Below are 16,726 nucleotides of genomic sequence, written 5' to 3' on the forward strand. Positions count from 1 at the left end.
AACGAGATTAGAACGTGCAGGATGGGCCTGAGGTTGGTTTGATTGCCACCTTCGATTCCTGTTCGGAGTTACCGAAGCCAATCAGGGCCCAACAGCAACCAGCACTACAAGTATACCTAAAAAGCCGATCAGGGAACAAAAAGCTGATCGGAGACAAGAACCACCAGCGGCATGAACAATGGTATTAACCAGGAATCACAGTGGCAAATCAAACCAACCGAAAGGCCCATCCGGCGAAGGGAAGAACCGAGTGAACGCCATGAACCTGCAACATCAACATCTAGCCAATAAGGCAACCAGCACCACAAGCGTACCTAAAAAAGCCGATCAGGGAACAAAATCCGATCGGAGACAATCCCGCACGTGCGGGACATGAACAAACGTATTAACCGGGAATCACAGTGGCAAATCAAACCAACCGAAAGGCCCATTCGGCGAAGGGAAGAACCGAGTGAGCGCCACGAACGCGCAAAATCAACAATCTACAATAAAGCAACCCGTCAGAACCTTTCAATTGCCCCAAGAGTGAAAAGGGCAAAATCATATTTCACAGGATCTTTGGGGTCGAATCTCCTGAGATATTCCGTCAGTTCCAATGCGGCCTGCCAGTCTGAATTCGGACGGCTAAGCATATTAAATCGTTTGGCGACTCTAGCCACATGAACATCTATGGGACAAATCAGCTGGGACGGACTTATGTTTTTCCATATTCCAAAATCAACACCTTTCCTGTCGTTTCTTACCATCCATCTTAAATACATATTGAGCCGTTTACAACCTGATTTCTTTTCAGGACTTGCAATATGTTTGCGAGTACGGTAGGGAACATCTTCCAGGGAAAAGAAATACCTGTAAAAGCCATTCAGCGCTTCTGTTACATCAGTTGCTCCTGGTTGCATCCACCTGGTAAACCCAGTTTCAAGGCTGGAATATTTCCGGTAATGCTGGCTTAGAAACTCTACGAAATATAAAAGATCAGTGTCGGTGAAAGTACGGTGTTTGAAACCTTCGAGTGTCCTGAGGCGCTCAGGATTTTCGTTGAGACAAAATTCATGGGGCGAATTATTCATTCGCGCCATGAGCTCTGTTGTTTTTTGAATAATTGTAGTCCTGTTTCCCCAGGCAAAAATGGCAGCAAAAAGTGCCGCTATCTCGATGTCTTGTTTTTTTGTAAACCGATGAGGCACGGAGATGGGATCATCTTTGATAAACCCGGGCTGATTATATTCTTCAACCTTTGCATCAAGGAATTCTTTGAGCCTGGGAATCATTTGATTTGTAAGATCTGCGGATTTCAATACTACCATCTCAGCCGATTGCTGCATCCAGGTCTTCAATAAGGTCATCAGCATCTTCAATACCAACGCTAAGCCTTATCAACGAATCACTAAGTCCGTTTTTAATACGTTCTTCCCTTGGTATAGAAGCATGGGTCATGCTGGCTGGATGGTTAATCAAGGATTCAACACCTCCGAGACTTTCAGCCAGTGCAAAAAGTTTTGTGGCAGATAATAATTTCATTGTCGCTTCAGTGTTATCGTCTTTTAATGTGAAGCTCATCATGCCACCAAAACCTCTCATTTGTTTTTTCGCTGTTGCATAACCCGGGTGGTCTTCGAAGCCGCACCAATACACTTTTCCAACTTTTGGATTTGTTCTTAACCATCTTGCGATCTTTTCACCATTCTCGCAATGTCTTTGCATACGAACATGAAGTGTTTTTATTCCACGCAAAACAAGAAAGCAATCCATTGGACCAGGCACTGCGCCACAGCTTTTCTGAATAAAATATAATTGTTCGCGAAGAGAAGCATCATTCATTATCAAGGCTCCCTGTATTACATCGCTGTGACCGCCTAAGTATTTTGTTGAAGAATGAAGAACAAGATGCGCACCAAGGTCGAGTGGATTCTGGAGATAGGGTGAAGCAAAAGTATTATCGACACACACAATTATTTTTTTTCCTTCTGCAATTTTCGCAACAGCTGCAATGTCGGTGATATTTATAAGAGGATTTGTAGGTGTCTCCAACCAGATCAGACGGGTTTTGTCGTTGATGTATGGCTTTATATTATCCGCCTCCTGCATATTCACGTAGTGAAATTTAATCCCATACTTCTCAAATATCTTTGTAAATAACCGGTAAGTACCACCGTACATATCATTGGAGGCTATCACTTCATCACCGGGATTTAATAGCTTAACAACCGCATCTGTTGCCGCAACGCCACTACTGAAAGCAAGTCCGAACTTCCCGTTTTCAATTACAGCCAGTGCCTCTTCCAATGCCTTCCGTGTTGGATTCTGTGAACGGGCATATTCGAATCCCTTGTTTTTTCCGGGGGCTTCCTGAACATAAGTTGAAGTCTGGTAAATCGGAGTCATGATAGCACCCGTCGATGGATCCGGTTCTGTGCCTGCATGGATAAACTTCGTTGATAATTTCATGATGTAAGAATTTTAGTACTGTCTTTTACATTTTAGTACAGTCATTTATATTTCTGTCGCCCCAAAACAGCGGGTTATTCCATTGGTCCTGAGGAGAAAAGAGCAGCAAAGATGGGGATTTTAATTTAGCGGATCCCAAACTTATCAAGTGTGTTTCCGTAATTCCATCTTAACAGAAAGTTAACCGGAAAAGCTCGATTTCACTGTAACATTTCTGAAACCCTGATCCCTGCTGCATGCCACTCCTTAATGCTATCTAACAGCCGTCTATTTATGTGCGAAATCGTTCGTATATCTTATCATGAGTTCACCACCCCTACCAATTTTCCTGCCCGGGTTTGTATCTATTCTACATTTGACTCAGGAAAAAATCGAAATCGTTCAACCATAAAAAACATCAGATTATGAAAAAGTTACTTGCCATTCTCGTCTCTACTCTTCTGGTTGTGTCAGCTTATGCAGTTGACCCCAAAGTCAACGAAAAAGTGCTGAAATCTTTTAATGAAACCTTCTCAGCCGCTGAAGATGTTAAATGGGAAGAGTTCCAGAATTATTATACCGTAAGTTTTAATCAATCAGGCATTCAGTCGAAAGTGAATTATGACCACAGTGGTACTATGTTGAGTTCACTGCGTTACTATGCACCCCAATTGCTTCCGCTAAACATCTACAACCGCATCAAAAAGAACTATGCTAAAAAAGAAATGTTTGGTGTGACCGAAGTAACCTTCAGCAATGAAGTTGTATACTATGTAAAACTTCAGGATGCAAAAACATGGATTACATTAAAGATTGATGGAGTAGGCAATGCAGAAGTTGTTGAAAAATACAAGAAAGCATAACAAATATAAGAAAGCATAACAAATACAGAAAGCATAACAAATACAGAAAGCATAATGGCAAGCTAAAGAATCTGTATAAATATCATTGGCCCAGTAACAATCCGGTTACCAGGAATCGCCAATCAAAATTATCAGCCGCGTGGGAGTCCAGCGGCTGAATTTTTTTATCAAGTACCCCGCCATCAAGGATGCCGGCTTTGACCAGCGCACGTTTTGATTCCTGTATCTGTTCCTGGAGATTCATATTTTCCATCCAGCTTTTTTGCGGGGGCTCATATCCTATTTTGTCTTTTCTCCAAACTATCTGATCAGGTAATGTTGAAGCCATAGTTTTTCTCAGGATCCACTTTGTGAATCCATCTCTTAACTTATAATGTACAGGAAGTGTAAAAAGAAAAGATACCAGTTCATGACTTAGAAATGGTAGCCTTAATTCACGACCATGAGCCATACTGTTCCTGTCTGCATAGTGCAATAACTCATTAAGTCCAGACTCTGCAGTTTCGTAATGTAGAATATCGTTAAGATTTCTTACTGTGGGCTTAGGGGGCAGTTTATCTGCCGGGCTAAAGGCGGCGAGGTAGTCCTTGTTTAGAAACAATGCATTTTTTACTCGGGTTGATTCGCGCTCCTTCAATGCAAAAGCAGTTAGAGATGGCTGGTAGGCTGCAATTTTGTTCTTCCACGACCAGTCAAAAGGAATCTTATTATTCCTGAATTTTGTGAAAGTTTCTGTGAAAATCTTACCCGGTCCGCGATAGAGCTCCTGGAGGCCCCACTGAATATATTTAATATAGCCACCTAGCACTTCATCAGCCCCTTGTCCATCAAGCAAAACAACCGTGCCGGTTTCCTTTGCGCGTCTAAAAACAGCAAACTGGGCATAGGCACTGGCGGATGAAATAAAGGTTTCCTGGTGCCAGACCAGCTTTTCAATTTCAGATACCAGTTCTCCCGGACCAGGGATTACCGGATATGACTCACAGCCATAAGCCTGGTTTATCAAAGCAATAAAAGCTGATTCATCAGAATGAAAACCGGGAAAAACGGCTGAGTAGGTTTTCAATGGCCGCTTGTCTATATCATAAATGCCTGCAACAATAGAAGAGCTGTCCAACCCGCCGCTTAAAGATGAGCCCAGGCTTACATCAGATCTCAACCTTATTTCCAATGAGCGCTTCCATAATTGTTGGAATTTCTCCAATACTTCGTTCTCGTTGAGCGTGTTCGTAATCTTTTTGCCGAGCTCCCAGTATTTTTTAATAACAACCTTATTATTCCCCGGTGTAAATCTAAGCGTTGAGGCAGCGGGCAATTCCGAAATACCGTGGTAGATGCTTTGTCCATCGCTTACCCGTTTTCGTGTATGCCCCAGGGTTAGAAAGTTTACAAGTTGTAAAGGGTCGATTTCGGATTGGGAAATAATCGCGCGGATCGCCTTTGTTTCTGAGCCGAACACCAGGCCTGAATCAGAAGCCCGGTAATAAAAAGGTTTTTCGCCAAACCGGTCGCGGGCTGCGAAAAGTTCCTGTTCCTGTTCATCCCAGATTGCAAACGCGAACATGCCCTCAAAATGTTTACAGCAGTCTGCGCCATAGTTTGAATAGGCTGCTAAAATGACCTCTGTATCTGATTTTGACTGAAACCTGTATCCCTTTTTTTCAAGGGATTCCCTAAGCTCTATATAATTATAGATTTCGCCATTATGAACGATTGTGAAACGTTCCTGGTAATGCATGGGCTGCACTGCGGCTGATGACAGGTCAAGTATTGCGAGGCGCCTGTGACCAAAACCTGTAATTCCTGAAGGATTGATCCAATATTGTTCACCATCGGGGCCACGGTGCGCAATGGCATCTGTCATCCTTTGAAGGCGTTCCCTGGTCACTGTGGACCTGTCAGTAGAAATAATACCTGCAATACCGCACATGGTTCCTTAGAGTAGTATGACCGGTCAATTTACCAGATAAGTTGTAAATGTATATTTATTGACCATTTGTAAATGTAAAGATTCCGCGAAGAACAATTTATTCCTCCCAATAGGAATTGCAATCAAAGATTTCAATAAGAAATCGGGAGGCTGGCATAAAGACTATCCCAGGCGATATGCATTACCATTTTATGGATTGTTTTAGCACTCTGCGGATCCTTTTCAAATTCCATGGTGAAACGCTCGAAAGGAATATTGGTTTTTTGAATTGGTACTGTGAAACGGTGGACATCTTTTGTGGAATCAAACTTAAGTCCCCAGGTGTACAAGTCATTGTTTAGTACAATTCGCCATTTATCAGGATAGGGGATAGAATACAGAATATATCTTCCCTGTTTTACAGTTTCGTTATTTATGCGGACATCGGTAAAAAATTCAATTTCAGTGGCTTCATTTGCTCCCAGCCTCCAGGGACTTCCATATTTTACAACATCCCCAAAAATCAGTCGGTTGTCCTTTTTTGGGCGACTGTATATTACCCTGGCAATCAGGGGCTCCTGGATTGCTTTAACCATCTTTTGTTTAGAAAAATCAACCGGATAGTAACTCATATCCATCGGTGATTTATCAAGAGATACACCATCAGCGTCCTGTTGCAATTTGGTAGGTGGAGGGGTAACCGTAATTTTATTATTTGGCAGGGTGTTTTCGGATTGATTACAGGCTGCAATAAGAAAGCAGAAAACGACAACCTTTATCCAGCCTAAATACAGGGATTTTTGTTTCATTTGTTTAAAATAAAAATGGAACGGTGCATTTAAAGTCATCCCAGGCAAATACCAGGTTTGCGCCACCATCATTACTTTTCTCCCACATGATCGTAAACGCTTCTGCCATTTCTGAATTCTTTTCCGGTTTTACATCATAACGAAACAGATCTTTTTTCTGATCATATTGAAAAGCTCCCCAGGTATCTGTTTCTTTATTAAATATGATGGTCCATTTATCATTTTCAGGAATAGCATAGATTGTATACTTACCTTTTTTTATCTTGTTCTTTCCAACGCTTGCATCTTTAAATAATTCAATCTCGGTTGCTTCATTTGCGCCCATCCGCCAGACCTTCCCGAATTCTACCAGTTCACCCATCACTTTTCTACCATTTTTTTGTGGCCGGCTATACATTACCCTTGCAAAGATTGATTCAGTTGTCTTATTCTGAATTTTAAGGATTGGATAGTTAACCGGGTAATAAGACATGTCCATCGGTGACTTATCTATGGGTGTAAGTTTGGATTGGGCAAAAACACAGGTATTAAATACAGAAATGACAATTAAAAACAATAGCTGCTTCATACAAGAATGAATTGAGCAACGAATTTAATTTATTATGCAATAAACATAAATGTTTTAATCTGCATCCCTGCTAATGACAATTTAATGTTACTGAGATCAACTTTGAGATCAACTTTAAGAATTTCTTCACAAGCATTGCCATATCAGTATCAGTCAGTATCAGAATCCACCGATAGTATTTTGAGTAAACCGAATGAGTTCCGGGAAGAACATCCTGTAAGCATATTCAAGCTTGTCCTTATTTAACAGGAACAATTTAAAGGCGGCTTCGCTATCCGACATATAAACTGCCCGGTAAGCCAGTCCCTCAAAACTTCTTCCGATACCAGTATTGTTTCGATAGTTTAATAACCAGTTATACTTTTTCATGGAGGGGAACAATTGATTGAAGCGGGGAGGAAAGATCGATGTATAATTATCGAGCGTATTATAAACCTCCTGGCAAAAAGTTTCAAGGGAACCAGGTTCAAAAAGTTGTTTATCGTTAGCTATGAAATAATCATAAGCAATATCCATGAATGCACCGCTATATAAACCATAAACCGGTTGAAAAATCTGCCTGGCAGATTTTGTTACCGGGTGCATATCGGTAAAATCATCTATAGCACGATGCAGATCGATGCCTGATAGAATATCGGGAGCGTATTCATATTTTTTTTTTCCTTTAACAAAGTCGCTGATCATATTCCCAACCAGGATTCCCGGCCGGTTAAAAGAAAGGTAGGCATGAGCCAGATAATTCATAGTATACAATTTAAGCTATCTGATCCAGCTGGAAATATTTTTGCCTGCCCTCTTGCATATATAGAAAGCCTAACAGTTTGATAAGGTTAGTATGAAGAAGAAAAAAAACATGGATTTTTTTTCGTGATGAACGGTAAATGTCCGGAAGCGTACACAATTCCCATTTTCGTTCACCCATTCGTGTTATTATAGGATTATAAATGAATGAATTATGATATTGACATAGTAGCGTGCCAATTTCTATTAGTAGATTAACGTTGATTAACATAGATGAATTACCAACATATGTGACAATCGTGAAAGCCTTTACCCGCTTGAGTTATAAGAGAATTTATCGTTTTACACAATAAGTGCTGAACGGATTTATTTTTTGATTGATTTAACAATAGACGCCATTAATCACTATTCACTTGACAACTGAATTACTGCGATATATCTTTGTGTCATCAATCGGAAGTCAACCGGGCGATACCAGAAAAATGAACCAGGTAATTATCACAAACAACTTTCAGGCGCAGGCAACATATACTAATGTTACAAGAAACGCGTTTATGGTCGGGCAAGTGAAAAGAACGGCTACAATTCCCCAGGTAGACGGTGTAAATGTGCCTTCCAGTCTTTTAAAAATATTTTTTCTTCAAACTGTAACATTAATCTGAAACTCACGTCTTATTTCTATACAAGCAGTAACTGATAAAAAGAAAACAACAACAAGAAAACGAGACGCAAAAGCAATAGCAACTCAAACAAAAAAATAATAACAAACAACAAAAACATAAAACAACAATTGAAAACACAAAAAGAACAAACCACACCGTCAATTTCACGATTCAACCAAGAAACAACATTTAACAAAACCCCCTTTATAAAAAACACAAAAATGAAAACAAGAATATTAGCCTTATCCTTATTATTAACCGTTGCCTTCACAAGTACATTTGCTAATAACGAAATAGGCGTAAGTCAAAAAGTAGTAAACTCTTTCAAAAGTGAATTTGCCCAGGCTGTAGAAGTTAAATGGGAAAACACGAAAGATTTCGCAAAAGCTACATTCAAACTGAATGACCAGGTGATGTTTGCTTATTATTCTGAAGCCGGCGAATTGCTCGCAGTTACCCGTAACCTGATAGCTGCCCAGTTGCCAATCAACCTTCAGTCTTCAATGAAAAAGAACCTGAAAGATTCATGGATCTCTGACCTGTTCGAAGTGTCTGCCGGTGATGAAACATCTTATTATGTAACACTGGAAAGTGCTGATCACACAGTAGTACTTAAATCCAACGGTGCACAAGGATGGACCACTTTCAAAAAAGAAAAGAAAGCTACCCTATAATAATTTTTCTCAGTTAGTTTAGTTGGATAAAGCCCCTTTCCAGGGGCTTTTTACGTTTACCAGGAAACCATATTCTTAATCTTGCAATTAGGGTTCATGTTTTGCATTTGCACTAACTTTGCCGCCATTTAAATAAAGAAAAAAGCAAATCATGAACAAAGGACCGGTATCGCAATTCATACAACACCATTACCGACATTTCAACGCAGCTGCATTGGTCGATGCAGCAAAAGGATATGAAACCCATCTACTGGAAGGTGGAAAGATGATGGTCACCCTTGCGGGAGCTATGAGCACAGCAGAACTTGGAGTATCGCTCGCTGAAATGATCAGGCAGGATAAGATCGCTATCATCAGTTGTACGGGCGCTAACCTTGAAGAAGATGTGATGAACCTGGTTGCGCACTCTCACTATAAAAGAATACCCCATTACCGCGACCTCACACCAGAACAGGAGTGGGAATTGCTAGAACAGGGCCTGAACCGGGTAACCGATACCTGTATTCCGGAAGAAGAAGCCTTCAGAAAGATACAGCAGCATATTGTGAAGATCTGGAAAGATGCCGAGGCAAGTGGTGAACGTTATTTCCCCCATGAATATATGTACAAACTCTTGCTGAGCGGGGTAATGAAGGAAGGATATGAGATCGATCCAAAAGATAGCTGGATGATTGCCGCAGCTGAAAAGAATATTCCAATGGTTGTTCCAGGTTGGGAAGACAGCACCATGGGAAATATTTTTGCTTCTTATGTTATCAAACAGGAATTAAAAGCCAGCACTATGAAGTCTGGTATTGAATACATGGTTTGGCTCAGCGACTGGTACCGGAATAACTCATCCGGCAAAGGCATCGGCTTTTTTCAGATTGGTGGTGGTATCGCCGGTGATTTCCCGATCTGCGTGGTGCCTATGATGTACCAGGACCTGGAATGGCATGATGTTCCCTTCTGGACTTATTTCTGCCAGATCTCGGATTCTACCACATCTTATGGCTCTTACTCAGGCGCGGTTCCCAACGAAAAGATCACCTGGGGCAAACTCGACATCAAAACACCAAAATTCATCGTTGAATCCGACGCCACCATAGTAGCGCCATTAATTTTCGCTTATATCCTCGGATGGTAATTAAAGAGAATTATGAGTTATGAGTTATGAATTATGAAAGGAGTTGAGAATTCAACAGTTATGAATTCATAATTTCATAACTGGTTTCATAATTCATAACTCATAATTCATATCTCTCTTATTCCCATTCTTTTCTCTTCTTTTCCTGGGTCTTATAGATGCGTTTTGAGATGATCACGCTGAATTCGTATAAAATGGCAAGCGGAACAAAAACGATCATCTGGCTCATCCAGTCCGGTGAAGGGGTGATAATTGCCGAGATTATGAGGATACCTACATAAGCGTATTTGCGGTAGGTTTTAAGAAATGCTGGTGTGATGATACCAATCTTGGTCAGCACTGATGAAATGATTGGCAATTGGAAAGCCAGTGCCGCCCCGATAATGATATCCACGAGGTTTTCGAGATAATCTGCCAGGGTGGGACGGGCTACCAGCACTGCGCTGGTACCAATGGTATAGTTTGACAGGAAGCTGAAAGTAAAGGGTGCCAGCAGATAATAACCAAAGGCAGTTCCGGCGAAAAAGAAAAATGAGACCCAAATGATCGCTCCACGGGTGCTTTTTAACTCACGGGGGCTTAGGGCCGGTTTTATAAAGCGCCAGACCTCCCAAAAAATATAAGGGAAAGCGAGAATGAAGCCAGACATAAAGGAAATAGTGATACTGCTCATGAACTCAGAGCCAAAAGCCGTTGTCTGTAACTCACTTTTAGGTGGGGGAAGACAAAGGCTGTTTCCCAGTTTCAGCCAGTGTCCGAAGTCACAAAGCGCCGTATAACTGAAAAAATCCGGTTGAAGAGGGCCGGTAATGATATTATCAAAAACCCAGTCAATATTGAGGAAAACGACGATCCCGCCTGCAATTACTGCAATCAGGGAACGTGTTATATGCCAGCGTAGCTCCTCCAGATGATCTACAAAGGTCATCTCCGTTTTCACTCCTCGTTTACTAAAAAATGGTAATGGCATATGTGGTTTTAGAATTCAAAGCTGCCTAAAGCGGGGCAAATTTAAGGTATTAACGTTATCAATGTGTGAAACGCCCAAGTAAGGAGATTAAAACCGACGGGAATCATTAAGAGGCGTCTCCCGCACTTGCGGGAACCCATTAAATCAATTGTGTACGGATGAAAGGGATTGTTAAGCAGAAGGTAGCCAATGTAATAAAGCCCTGGAAAGGGTTTTATTTAAGTAGTTTTATTTTTACCATTTCAATCCTTGTATCACTTACATTAAGAATTTCAAATTCATAATCATCTATGATTATCCGCTCCTTAAGGCGGGGTATAGTTTCGTGTTGTTGAATAATATAGCCGGACAGGGTTTCTGAGTCTTCATTTTCAAACTCGAAGCCATATTTTTCCTGGAGATAATCCAGCTCCAGTCTACCGGAGAGGATGTATTCGGCATCGGAGATCTTTTTTTCCTCGAATTCTTCTACGTCATATTCATCCTTTATTTCTCCGAAAATTTCTTCGAGGAGATCCTCCATGGTTACAATTCCGGCCGTACCACCAAATTCATCCACCACCCAGGCGATGCTTTTTCTTTCCCGGGTAAATTTATTCATCAGGTCAGTTGCGCTCATACTTTCAGGTACAGCTGGTATAGGTAAAAGAATATCTCTTATCGATTCGGGATGTTTGAATAGGTCCAGCTGATGAACATAACCAGTTATATAATCGATGCCACCGTCGAAAACGACCATCTTGCTCAGTTTGGTTGCTACAAATTTTTGCCGCAGTTCCTCAACTGAGAATTTTACGTCGATCGATTCAATCTCCTTCCGGGGAACCAGGCATTCCCTGATTTTTATTTTTGGCAATAACAGCGCATTCTCAAACAATTCCGTATTCAAATCCTGGCTATCGTCATTGAATTCCTTGTTTTGCTGGAAAAAATGTTCGAGGTCGGTGCGGGAAAATGGTTGTTTTTTTTTGTCGATACGGACGTCGAAAATGATGTTCAGGATCCAGCTGGAAATTTTTACAAACATGATACTGGCCGGGTAGAACAAGGTATCCATCAGGCCGAGCAGGCCAGTCCGGGCTGAAAAGTTCAAAAGAGTATCACTTTTCGCCTTATATACGGCCTTGGGAATGAATTCTCCAAACAGTATAACTATGAAACCCGAAAGAAGTATCTCCCCCGCAAGCCTTATTGTAACGATCCACTGGGTATCTATATGCAACCGGTTCAGGAGCGGAGTCCAGAGTGCACTGACCAATAAGATAAAAAGGACAAGAAAAACATTAAACCCGACAATTATGGTCCCCAAAAATCTGGAAGGATTATCAAAAAGTGCGGAAAGCAGGATACCGCTGCTGAAACCCTGTTTTTTTTTCAATTCAATGCTTAGTCTGTTGGCAGAACCGAAGGCAACTTCAATCCCGGAAAAAAAAGCAATGAAAAAAAGGGCGATAACAATAGCGATAATAACGACTACACTCATAATACGAACACGAATGTATAAAATATGAAGGGTATTACAAATACAATCAGCAGGAAAACGAGACTGATACGAGGCTGATACCAGGAAAGCATTACAAGACGAGAAATTTCCTGATTACTTCTTCTGCTTTTAAACAGGCATGTTCCAGGTCATCATTTAAAATCACGCAATCGAAATGCTGTTTGAATGAGATTTCATAGGAGGCCTTGTTCACACGGTCCTGCAGACTTTTTTCTGACTCTGTTCCCCGTGATTCAAGCCGGCGTCTCAGTTCATCAATAGAAGGTGGTTCAATAAATATGGAAAGTGTATTCTCGCGAAATTGTTGCTGAACATGGATCGCACCTTTTACATCGATATCCAGCACCGGGACCTGGCCATTATTCCAGATACGCTCGAGTTCAGATCGTAGCGTACCATAATATTTTCCCTGGTATACCATTTCCCATTCAACAAACCGGTTGTTCTCTATCTTTTCCTGGAATTCTGTCAGCGGGATGAAATAATAATCTTTCCCGTTAACCTCGTTAGTTCTTGCCTCACGGGTTGCTGCGGAAATGGAAAAAGCGAGCTGAGGGAATGTTTTTAGTAAATGTTGTGTGATGGAAGTTTTGCCGGCACCAGACGGCGCAGTAATAACGATGATTTTGTTTTTAACAGACATCCTGATGATTACAGTTTATATAAAACAGGAAAGATAAATGATTCTAATACCTGTTTCTAATGCCCTTCGATATTTTACACTTTTTAAATATGCATACTAAATTAATTAGAATTGCGCCGATCTTTAAAAGTTGGGTAATGTCTCAGTTTGAATTTTTCTTTTTTGAGATGCTTGACCGATAAAGCAAGAGGTTTATGAGTATAGAAGATATTGTAAGGCTGATAGATTAAAAGATGAAGAGTCTTACTCTATATCACTTGGGTCTGGTAATTTGTTTTTTACTTCTTGATCGATTTCAGGACTTTCAAGTAATCCAACTATTATTTGCTCATAATATTCGGGAGATATTTCGCCTTTGTATTGCATTGTACCTTCTTCACACATTTTTTTAAACTCCTCCATCGTGTATTGAAAGCATTTATTGCAATCGACAAACGTATCCTTTGTGAACGGCAAGCCCTTTACGGGCTTTATATAAACTAGAGTTTTTAAAGAAACTCCCTTTCTGTTTAAGTAATCTTCTCTTTTGCCTCCTTGACTTGTACAGCAAGTAAATAACAAAACCTCTGATTCGGTTTTCTTAACGCAAATAAAAAAGTGGGGGTCTTCGGTGAATATTTTTTCCGTAGCGAAGAAAAAGACTTCCTTCTCCTTAACTGTAGAAGAGAAAAGACTTTCTATACCCTTCATTTCAATAGGTTTTCGATCCCTACAGTTTCCTTAAAAATATGCTTGGATTCTTCCAGTACAACAGGATCAAACCCGATTTTTTCTACTTTAGGCGGAGCGTCGATAAAAAAGTCTTCAATATTCATTTGTGCGCGTGTAATAACTTTCCCGTTAAATGCAGATTCAAATTTTTTCCACTCTGGAAAGTTATGAGATAAGTCACGCAATTCAAACTGATCATTCTGGCCATATAATTCCCAAATTTTATGAAGGGAGTCTATATCAGACTTGGAAAACACGTTATTGTCTACATCATTAATCGATTTGTAAAAATTTCTATTGTCACAAGAAGAAATAAAATTACATGCGTAACCTAATTCTTCTTCCCCAAGAGAAAAATTACTTGATTCCAATAAATCCCGTGTTGCAGAAGGAACAGGGCCGTGAGGTAAAGCAAAATAGGTATCTCCAGTTACTGTCCTACCATTATTTCTAATATGTAGCCTATCTATTAACCAAATGAGTTTAATTGCCTTCATCTTATTTGAAGTGCCATTTGACATTAGGGCAATAGAATTTAAAAGCTGGACTGATTTCTTATAGTTAAAACCTCGCATAGTGGGGATGCAATTTACTAAAAACATTAGTAATACTACTGTTAAAGTACAAAAAAACATTGGAATGCCTATTTTTTGTTGATTCCCAGTTGATTATAGTTAGTCAATATTATAAACTCGTTATACTCCCTCGCCAAATTCTCGCAGTCTGTGATATAGATAAAATACTCTTCGTTCGCATTTGATTTGTTAATCCACTTCACAAGGGTTTTTGTTTCCTTATCTGTCAATTCTTTGCTGGAACTTTACTATCGACAGAAAGTGTTTCTGGAAACAAAGAAGTATGAAGCGCTCCTAAAAAAGAGAAAACCAATGAATGAGGTACTAAAATTATGGCTGGATGTGGGAAATTATTAGCCAAAGACCCGCATGCAATTGTTGCTTGTCCTGAGTGTAAGTAGGCACCCTGCAAGTAAAGGATGAGCCGATGGAAAAATGGAAGAAATTGGATCGATATACCTTCTGTGATAATTGTGGGAAATGGAATGTTATTACAATGTCAATTTCCGAAAGCAAAAATTCAAAATGAGAACATACCAAAAGTCGAATAATTTCCGTATTTCAACTATTGATTTGCTAAGAGAGTAAGCTGTTTAAATATTACAGCTGTTCCAAAGAGACGGAAGGTATCAGCTTCAATATCTTTTCCAGGTAAACCTGGTCTGTTGAATCGAAATACGCATAATGTTCACTGTCTACATCCAATACACCTTTTACTTCACCATTAAACATAAGAGGTAAAACAATCTCAGATTTAGAAAAACTGCTACAGGCAATATGTCCGGGAAACGCTTCAACATCAGGCACAATCAGCGTTTCAGCTTTTGCCCAACTTGTTCCACAAACACCCCGTCCTTTTTTTATGCGGGTACAGGCAACCGGTCCCTGGAAAGGCCCGAGTACAAGTTCATCTCCTTTTACAAGATAGAATCCAACCCACCACCAATTGAATTGTTCCTTCAATGCACCGGTGATATTAGCCAGGTTTGCAATGAGATCAGTTTCGCCATCCAGCAATCCTTTGATCTGGCTGAATATGGATTGATACTGTTCTTCTTTTGAGCCTTTGGATATTTTTAAATCTTCTGACACCTTTAATAGAATTATGAATTATGAGTTATGAATTATGAAAGAAGTTATGAAATGTATAAATGTAAATCACTCATCACTCAATAACTTCACTCACCACTCACCACTTACAACTCACCACTGTATTCAACCGATTCTTTTGATTTCCGCTCCTAACTGCCGAAGTCTGCCATCGATGTCCTGGTAACCGCGATCGATTTGTTCAATATTTTGAATCACGGATTTTCCTTCTGCACTTAGTGCGGCGATTAATAACGAAACGCCGGCACGTATGTCGGGGCTGCTCATCGTTATACCTCTTAACTTTTGTTCGCGCGCTATGCCGATTACTGCTGCACGATGCGGATCACAAAGGATAATCTTCGCACCCATATCTATCAGTTTATCAACAAAAAATAACCTGCTCTCAAACATCTTCTGATGAATAAGCACAGATCCTCTTGCCTGTGTTGCAACCACAAGTATAATGCTTAGGAGATCCGGTGTTAAGCCTGGCCACGGATGATCATAGATGGTAAGTACAGATCCATCAAGAAAACCCTGGATTTCATATATGTCCTGCTCCGGGATATGGATATCATCACCCCGGAATTCCATCTGAATGCCGAGCTGTTTAAATTTATCGGGTATTAAGCCAAGGTTCTGCAGGCTTACATCCTTTATTGTGATGCTGCTTTGAGTCATCGCTGCAAGACCAATAAATGAACCGATTTCAATCATATCAGGCAGCAAACGGTGATCTGTACCGCCGAGATAATCAACACCTGTTATTGTCAGCAGGTTGCTGCCAATGCCACTGATCTTTGCTCCCATACGGTTCAGCATCTTGCAAAGCTGCTGTATATATGGTTCGCAGGCTGCATTATAGATGGTAGTTGTGCCTGCAGCCATAGACGCTGCCATTACAATATTTGCAGTACCGGTTACAGAGGGCTCATCCAGCAAAAGATCAACTCCTTTCAGGTTGGCGGCTTCCAGCAGAAAGAACCCGTCTTCAGCATTATAATTAAACTCAGCACCTAATTTTTCAAATCCGATGATATGGGTATCGAGCCTGCGGCGACCAATTTTATCGCCACCAGGTTTTGGAATAAAAGCTTTTTTATAACGGGCAAGCATAGGGCCTGCGGTCATAACGGAGCCACGTAAGCGCCCGCTTTTTCTTCTGAACTCTGAGCTGTTTAAAAAATCGATGTTCACATCATCAGCCTGGAATTCACAGGTATCGCGTGAAGTCCGGTTAGTCTTAACCCCCATATCAGCAAGCAATTCTATCAGCAGGTTTACATCTACAATGTCAGGGATATTGGAGATGGTGACCTTTTCCGGTGTTAACAACACTGCACTGATGATTTGCAAAGCCTCATTTTTTGCACCCTGTGGTATGATTTCCCCTTTCAGTTTCTTACCTCCTGTCACTTCAAATGAATCCATATGAGCTTGTTATGGTTAGAT

The 16,726-nt window shown here is 40.6% G+C and carries 17 protein-coding genes; 4 read left to right on the forward strand and 13 right to left on the reverse strand.

Going from position 1 to position 16,726, the window contains the following annotated elements:
• Positions 1-500: 500 nt before the first annotated feature.
• Both VK664_RS23835 and VK664_RS23840 read right to left on the reverse strand, forming a co-directional pair.
• Positions 501-1,307 carry a TIGR02757 family protein gene (locus VK664_RS23835; RefSeq protein ID WP_461401224.1) on the reverse strand — a complete coding sequence of 269 codons (807 nt, stop codon included), beginning with the start codon at positions 1,305-1,307 and terminating at the stop codon, positions 501-503.
• 1 nt (position 1,308) lies between these two features.
• A complete protein-coding gene (locus VK664_RS23840) occupies positions 1,309-2,448 on the reverse strand; it encodes a cystathionine gamma-synthase (RefSeq protein WP_461401225.1) in 1,140 nt (379 codons plus the stop codon).
• A gap of 404 nt (positions 2,449-2,852) precedes the next feature.
• Between VK664_RS23840 and VK664_RS23845 the strand changes: the two genes are divergently transcribed.
• The gene (locus VK664_RS23845) at positions 2,853-3,290 is read left to right on the forward strand and encodes a hypothetical protein (protein ID WP_461401226.1); all 438 of its coding nucleotides are present in this window, start codon (positions 2,853-2,855) and stop codon (positions 3,288-3,290) included.
• An 82-nt stretch (positions 3,291-3,372) separates the two neighbouring features.
• Here the strand turns inward: VK664_RS23845 and asnB are convergent, their stop codons facing one another.
• From asnB to VK664_RS23865, 4 genes are all read right to left on the reverse strand, one after another.
• The gene (asnB, locus tag VK664_RS23850) at positions 3,373-5,220 is read right to left on the reverse strand and encodes an asparagine synthase (glutamine-hydrolyzing) (protein ID WP_461401227.1); all 1,848 of its coding nucleotides are present in this window, start codon (positions 5,218-5,220) and stop codon (positions 3,373-3,375) included.
• Positions 5,221-5,351: 131 nt separating this feature from the next.
• On the reverse strand, positions 5,352-6,008 hold the full coding sequence (locus VK664_RS23855) for a DUF2911 domain-containing protein (RefSeq protein ID WP_461401228.1): 657 nt from the start codon (positions 6,006-6,008) through the stop codon (positions 5,352-5,354).
• A gap of 4 nt (positions 6,009-6,012) precedes the next feature.
• The gene (locus VK664_RS23860; protein ID WP_461401229.1) at positions 6,013-6,576 is read right to left on the reverse strand and encodes a DUF2911 domain-containing protein; all 564 of its coding nucleotides are present in this window, start codon (positions 6,574-6,576) and stop codon (positions 6,013-6,015) included.
• A gap of 159 nt (positions 6,577-6,735) precedes the next feature.
• Positions 6,736-7,320 (reverse strand): acyl carrier protein phosphodiesterase, encoded by a 585-nt coding sequence (locus VK664_RS23865; protein WP_461401230.1) that lies wholly within the window; start codon positions 7,318-7,320, stop codon positions 6,736-6,738.
• A gap of 410 nt (positions 7,321-7,730) precedes the next feature.
• On the opposite strand from VK664_RS23865, the gene VK664_RS23870 reads away from it, so the two are divergent.
• From VK664_RS23870 to VK664_RS23880, 3 genes are all read left to right on the forward strand, one after another.
• Positions 7,731-7,979: a hypothetical protein gene (locus VK664_RS23870; protein WP_461401231.1), complete on the forward strand. Its 249-nt coding sequence runs from the start codon at positions 7,731-7,733 to the stop codon at positions 7,977-7,979.
• A gap of 221 nt (positions 7,980-8,200) precedes the next feature.
• Positions 8,201-8,653, forward strand: coding sequence for a hypothetical protein (locus VK664_RS23875; protein ID WP_461401232.1), 453 nt, complete (start codon positions 8,201-8,203; stop codon positions 8,651-8,653).
• A gap of 151 nt (positions 8,654-8,804) precedes the next feature.
• On the forward strand, positions 8,805-9,779 hold the full coding sequence (locus VK664_RS23880; protein WP_461401233.1) for a deoxyhypusine synthase family protein: 975 nt from the start codon (positions 8,805-8,807) through the stop codon (positions 9,777-9,779).
• A 118-nt stretch (positions 9,780-9,897) separates the two neighbouring features.
• Here the strand turns inward: VK664_RS23880 and tatC are convergent, their stop codons facing one another.
• The 7 genes from tatC to murA form a co-directional block, all read right to left on the reverse strand.
• A complete protein-coding gene (tatC, locus tag VK664_RS23885; RefSeq protein ID WP_461401234.1) occupies positions 9,898-10,749 on the reverse strand; it encodes a twin-arginine translocase subunit TatC in 852 nt (283 codons plus the stop codon).
• Between the two features lie 214 nt (positions 10,750-10,963).
• On the reverse strand, positions 10,964-12,232 hold the full coding sequence (locus VK664_RS23890; protein ID WP_461401235.1) for a hemolysin family protein: 1,269 nt from the start codon (positions 12,230-12,232) through the stop codon (positions 10,964-10,966).
• A 91-nt stretch (positions 12,233-12,323) separates the two neighbouring features.
• Positions 12,324-12,896: a guanylate kinase gene (gmk, locus tag VK664_RS23895; RefSeq protein WP_461401236.1), complete on the reverse strand. Its 573-nt coding sequence runs from the start codon at positions 12,894-12,896 to the stop codon at positions 12,324-12,326.
• 243 nt (positions 12,897-13,139) lie between these two features.
• On the reverse strand, positions 13,140-13,586 hold the full coding sequence (locus tag VK664_RS23900) for a hypothetical protein (RefSeq protein ID WP_461401237.1): 447 nt from the start codon (positions 13,584-13,586) through the stop codon (positions 13,140-13,142).
• Positions 13,583-14,128, reverse strand: a complete 546-nt coding sequence (locus VK664_RS23905; protein WP_461401238.1) for a Panacea domain-containing protein — start codon at positions 14,126-14,128, stop codon at positions 13,583-13,585. The genes VK664_RS23900 and VK664_RS23905 overlap by 4 nt, the downstream gene beginning before the upstream one ends.
• A 654-nt stretch (positions 14,129-14,782) precedes the next feature.
• A complete protein-coding gene (locus VK664_RS23910) occupies positions 14,783-15,274 on the reverse strand; it encodes a GAF domain-containing protein (protein WP_461401239.1) in 492 nt (163 codons plus the stop codon).
• 123 nt (positions 15,275-15,397) lie between these two features.
• On the reverse strand, positions 15,398-16,705 hold the full coding sequence (gene murA / locus VK664_RS23915; protein ID WP_461401240.1) for a UDP-N-acetylglucosamine 1-carboxyvinyltransferase: 1,308 nt from the start codon (positions 16,703-16,705) through the stop codon (positions 15,398-15,400).
• Positions 16,706-16,726: the final 21 nt, after the last annotated feature.

The sequence above is a fragment of the Flavitalea sp. genome, assembly GCF_035489435.1.
GTDB lineage: Bacteria > Bacteroidota > Bacteroidia > Chitinophagales > Chitinophagaceae > DATHKG01.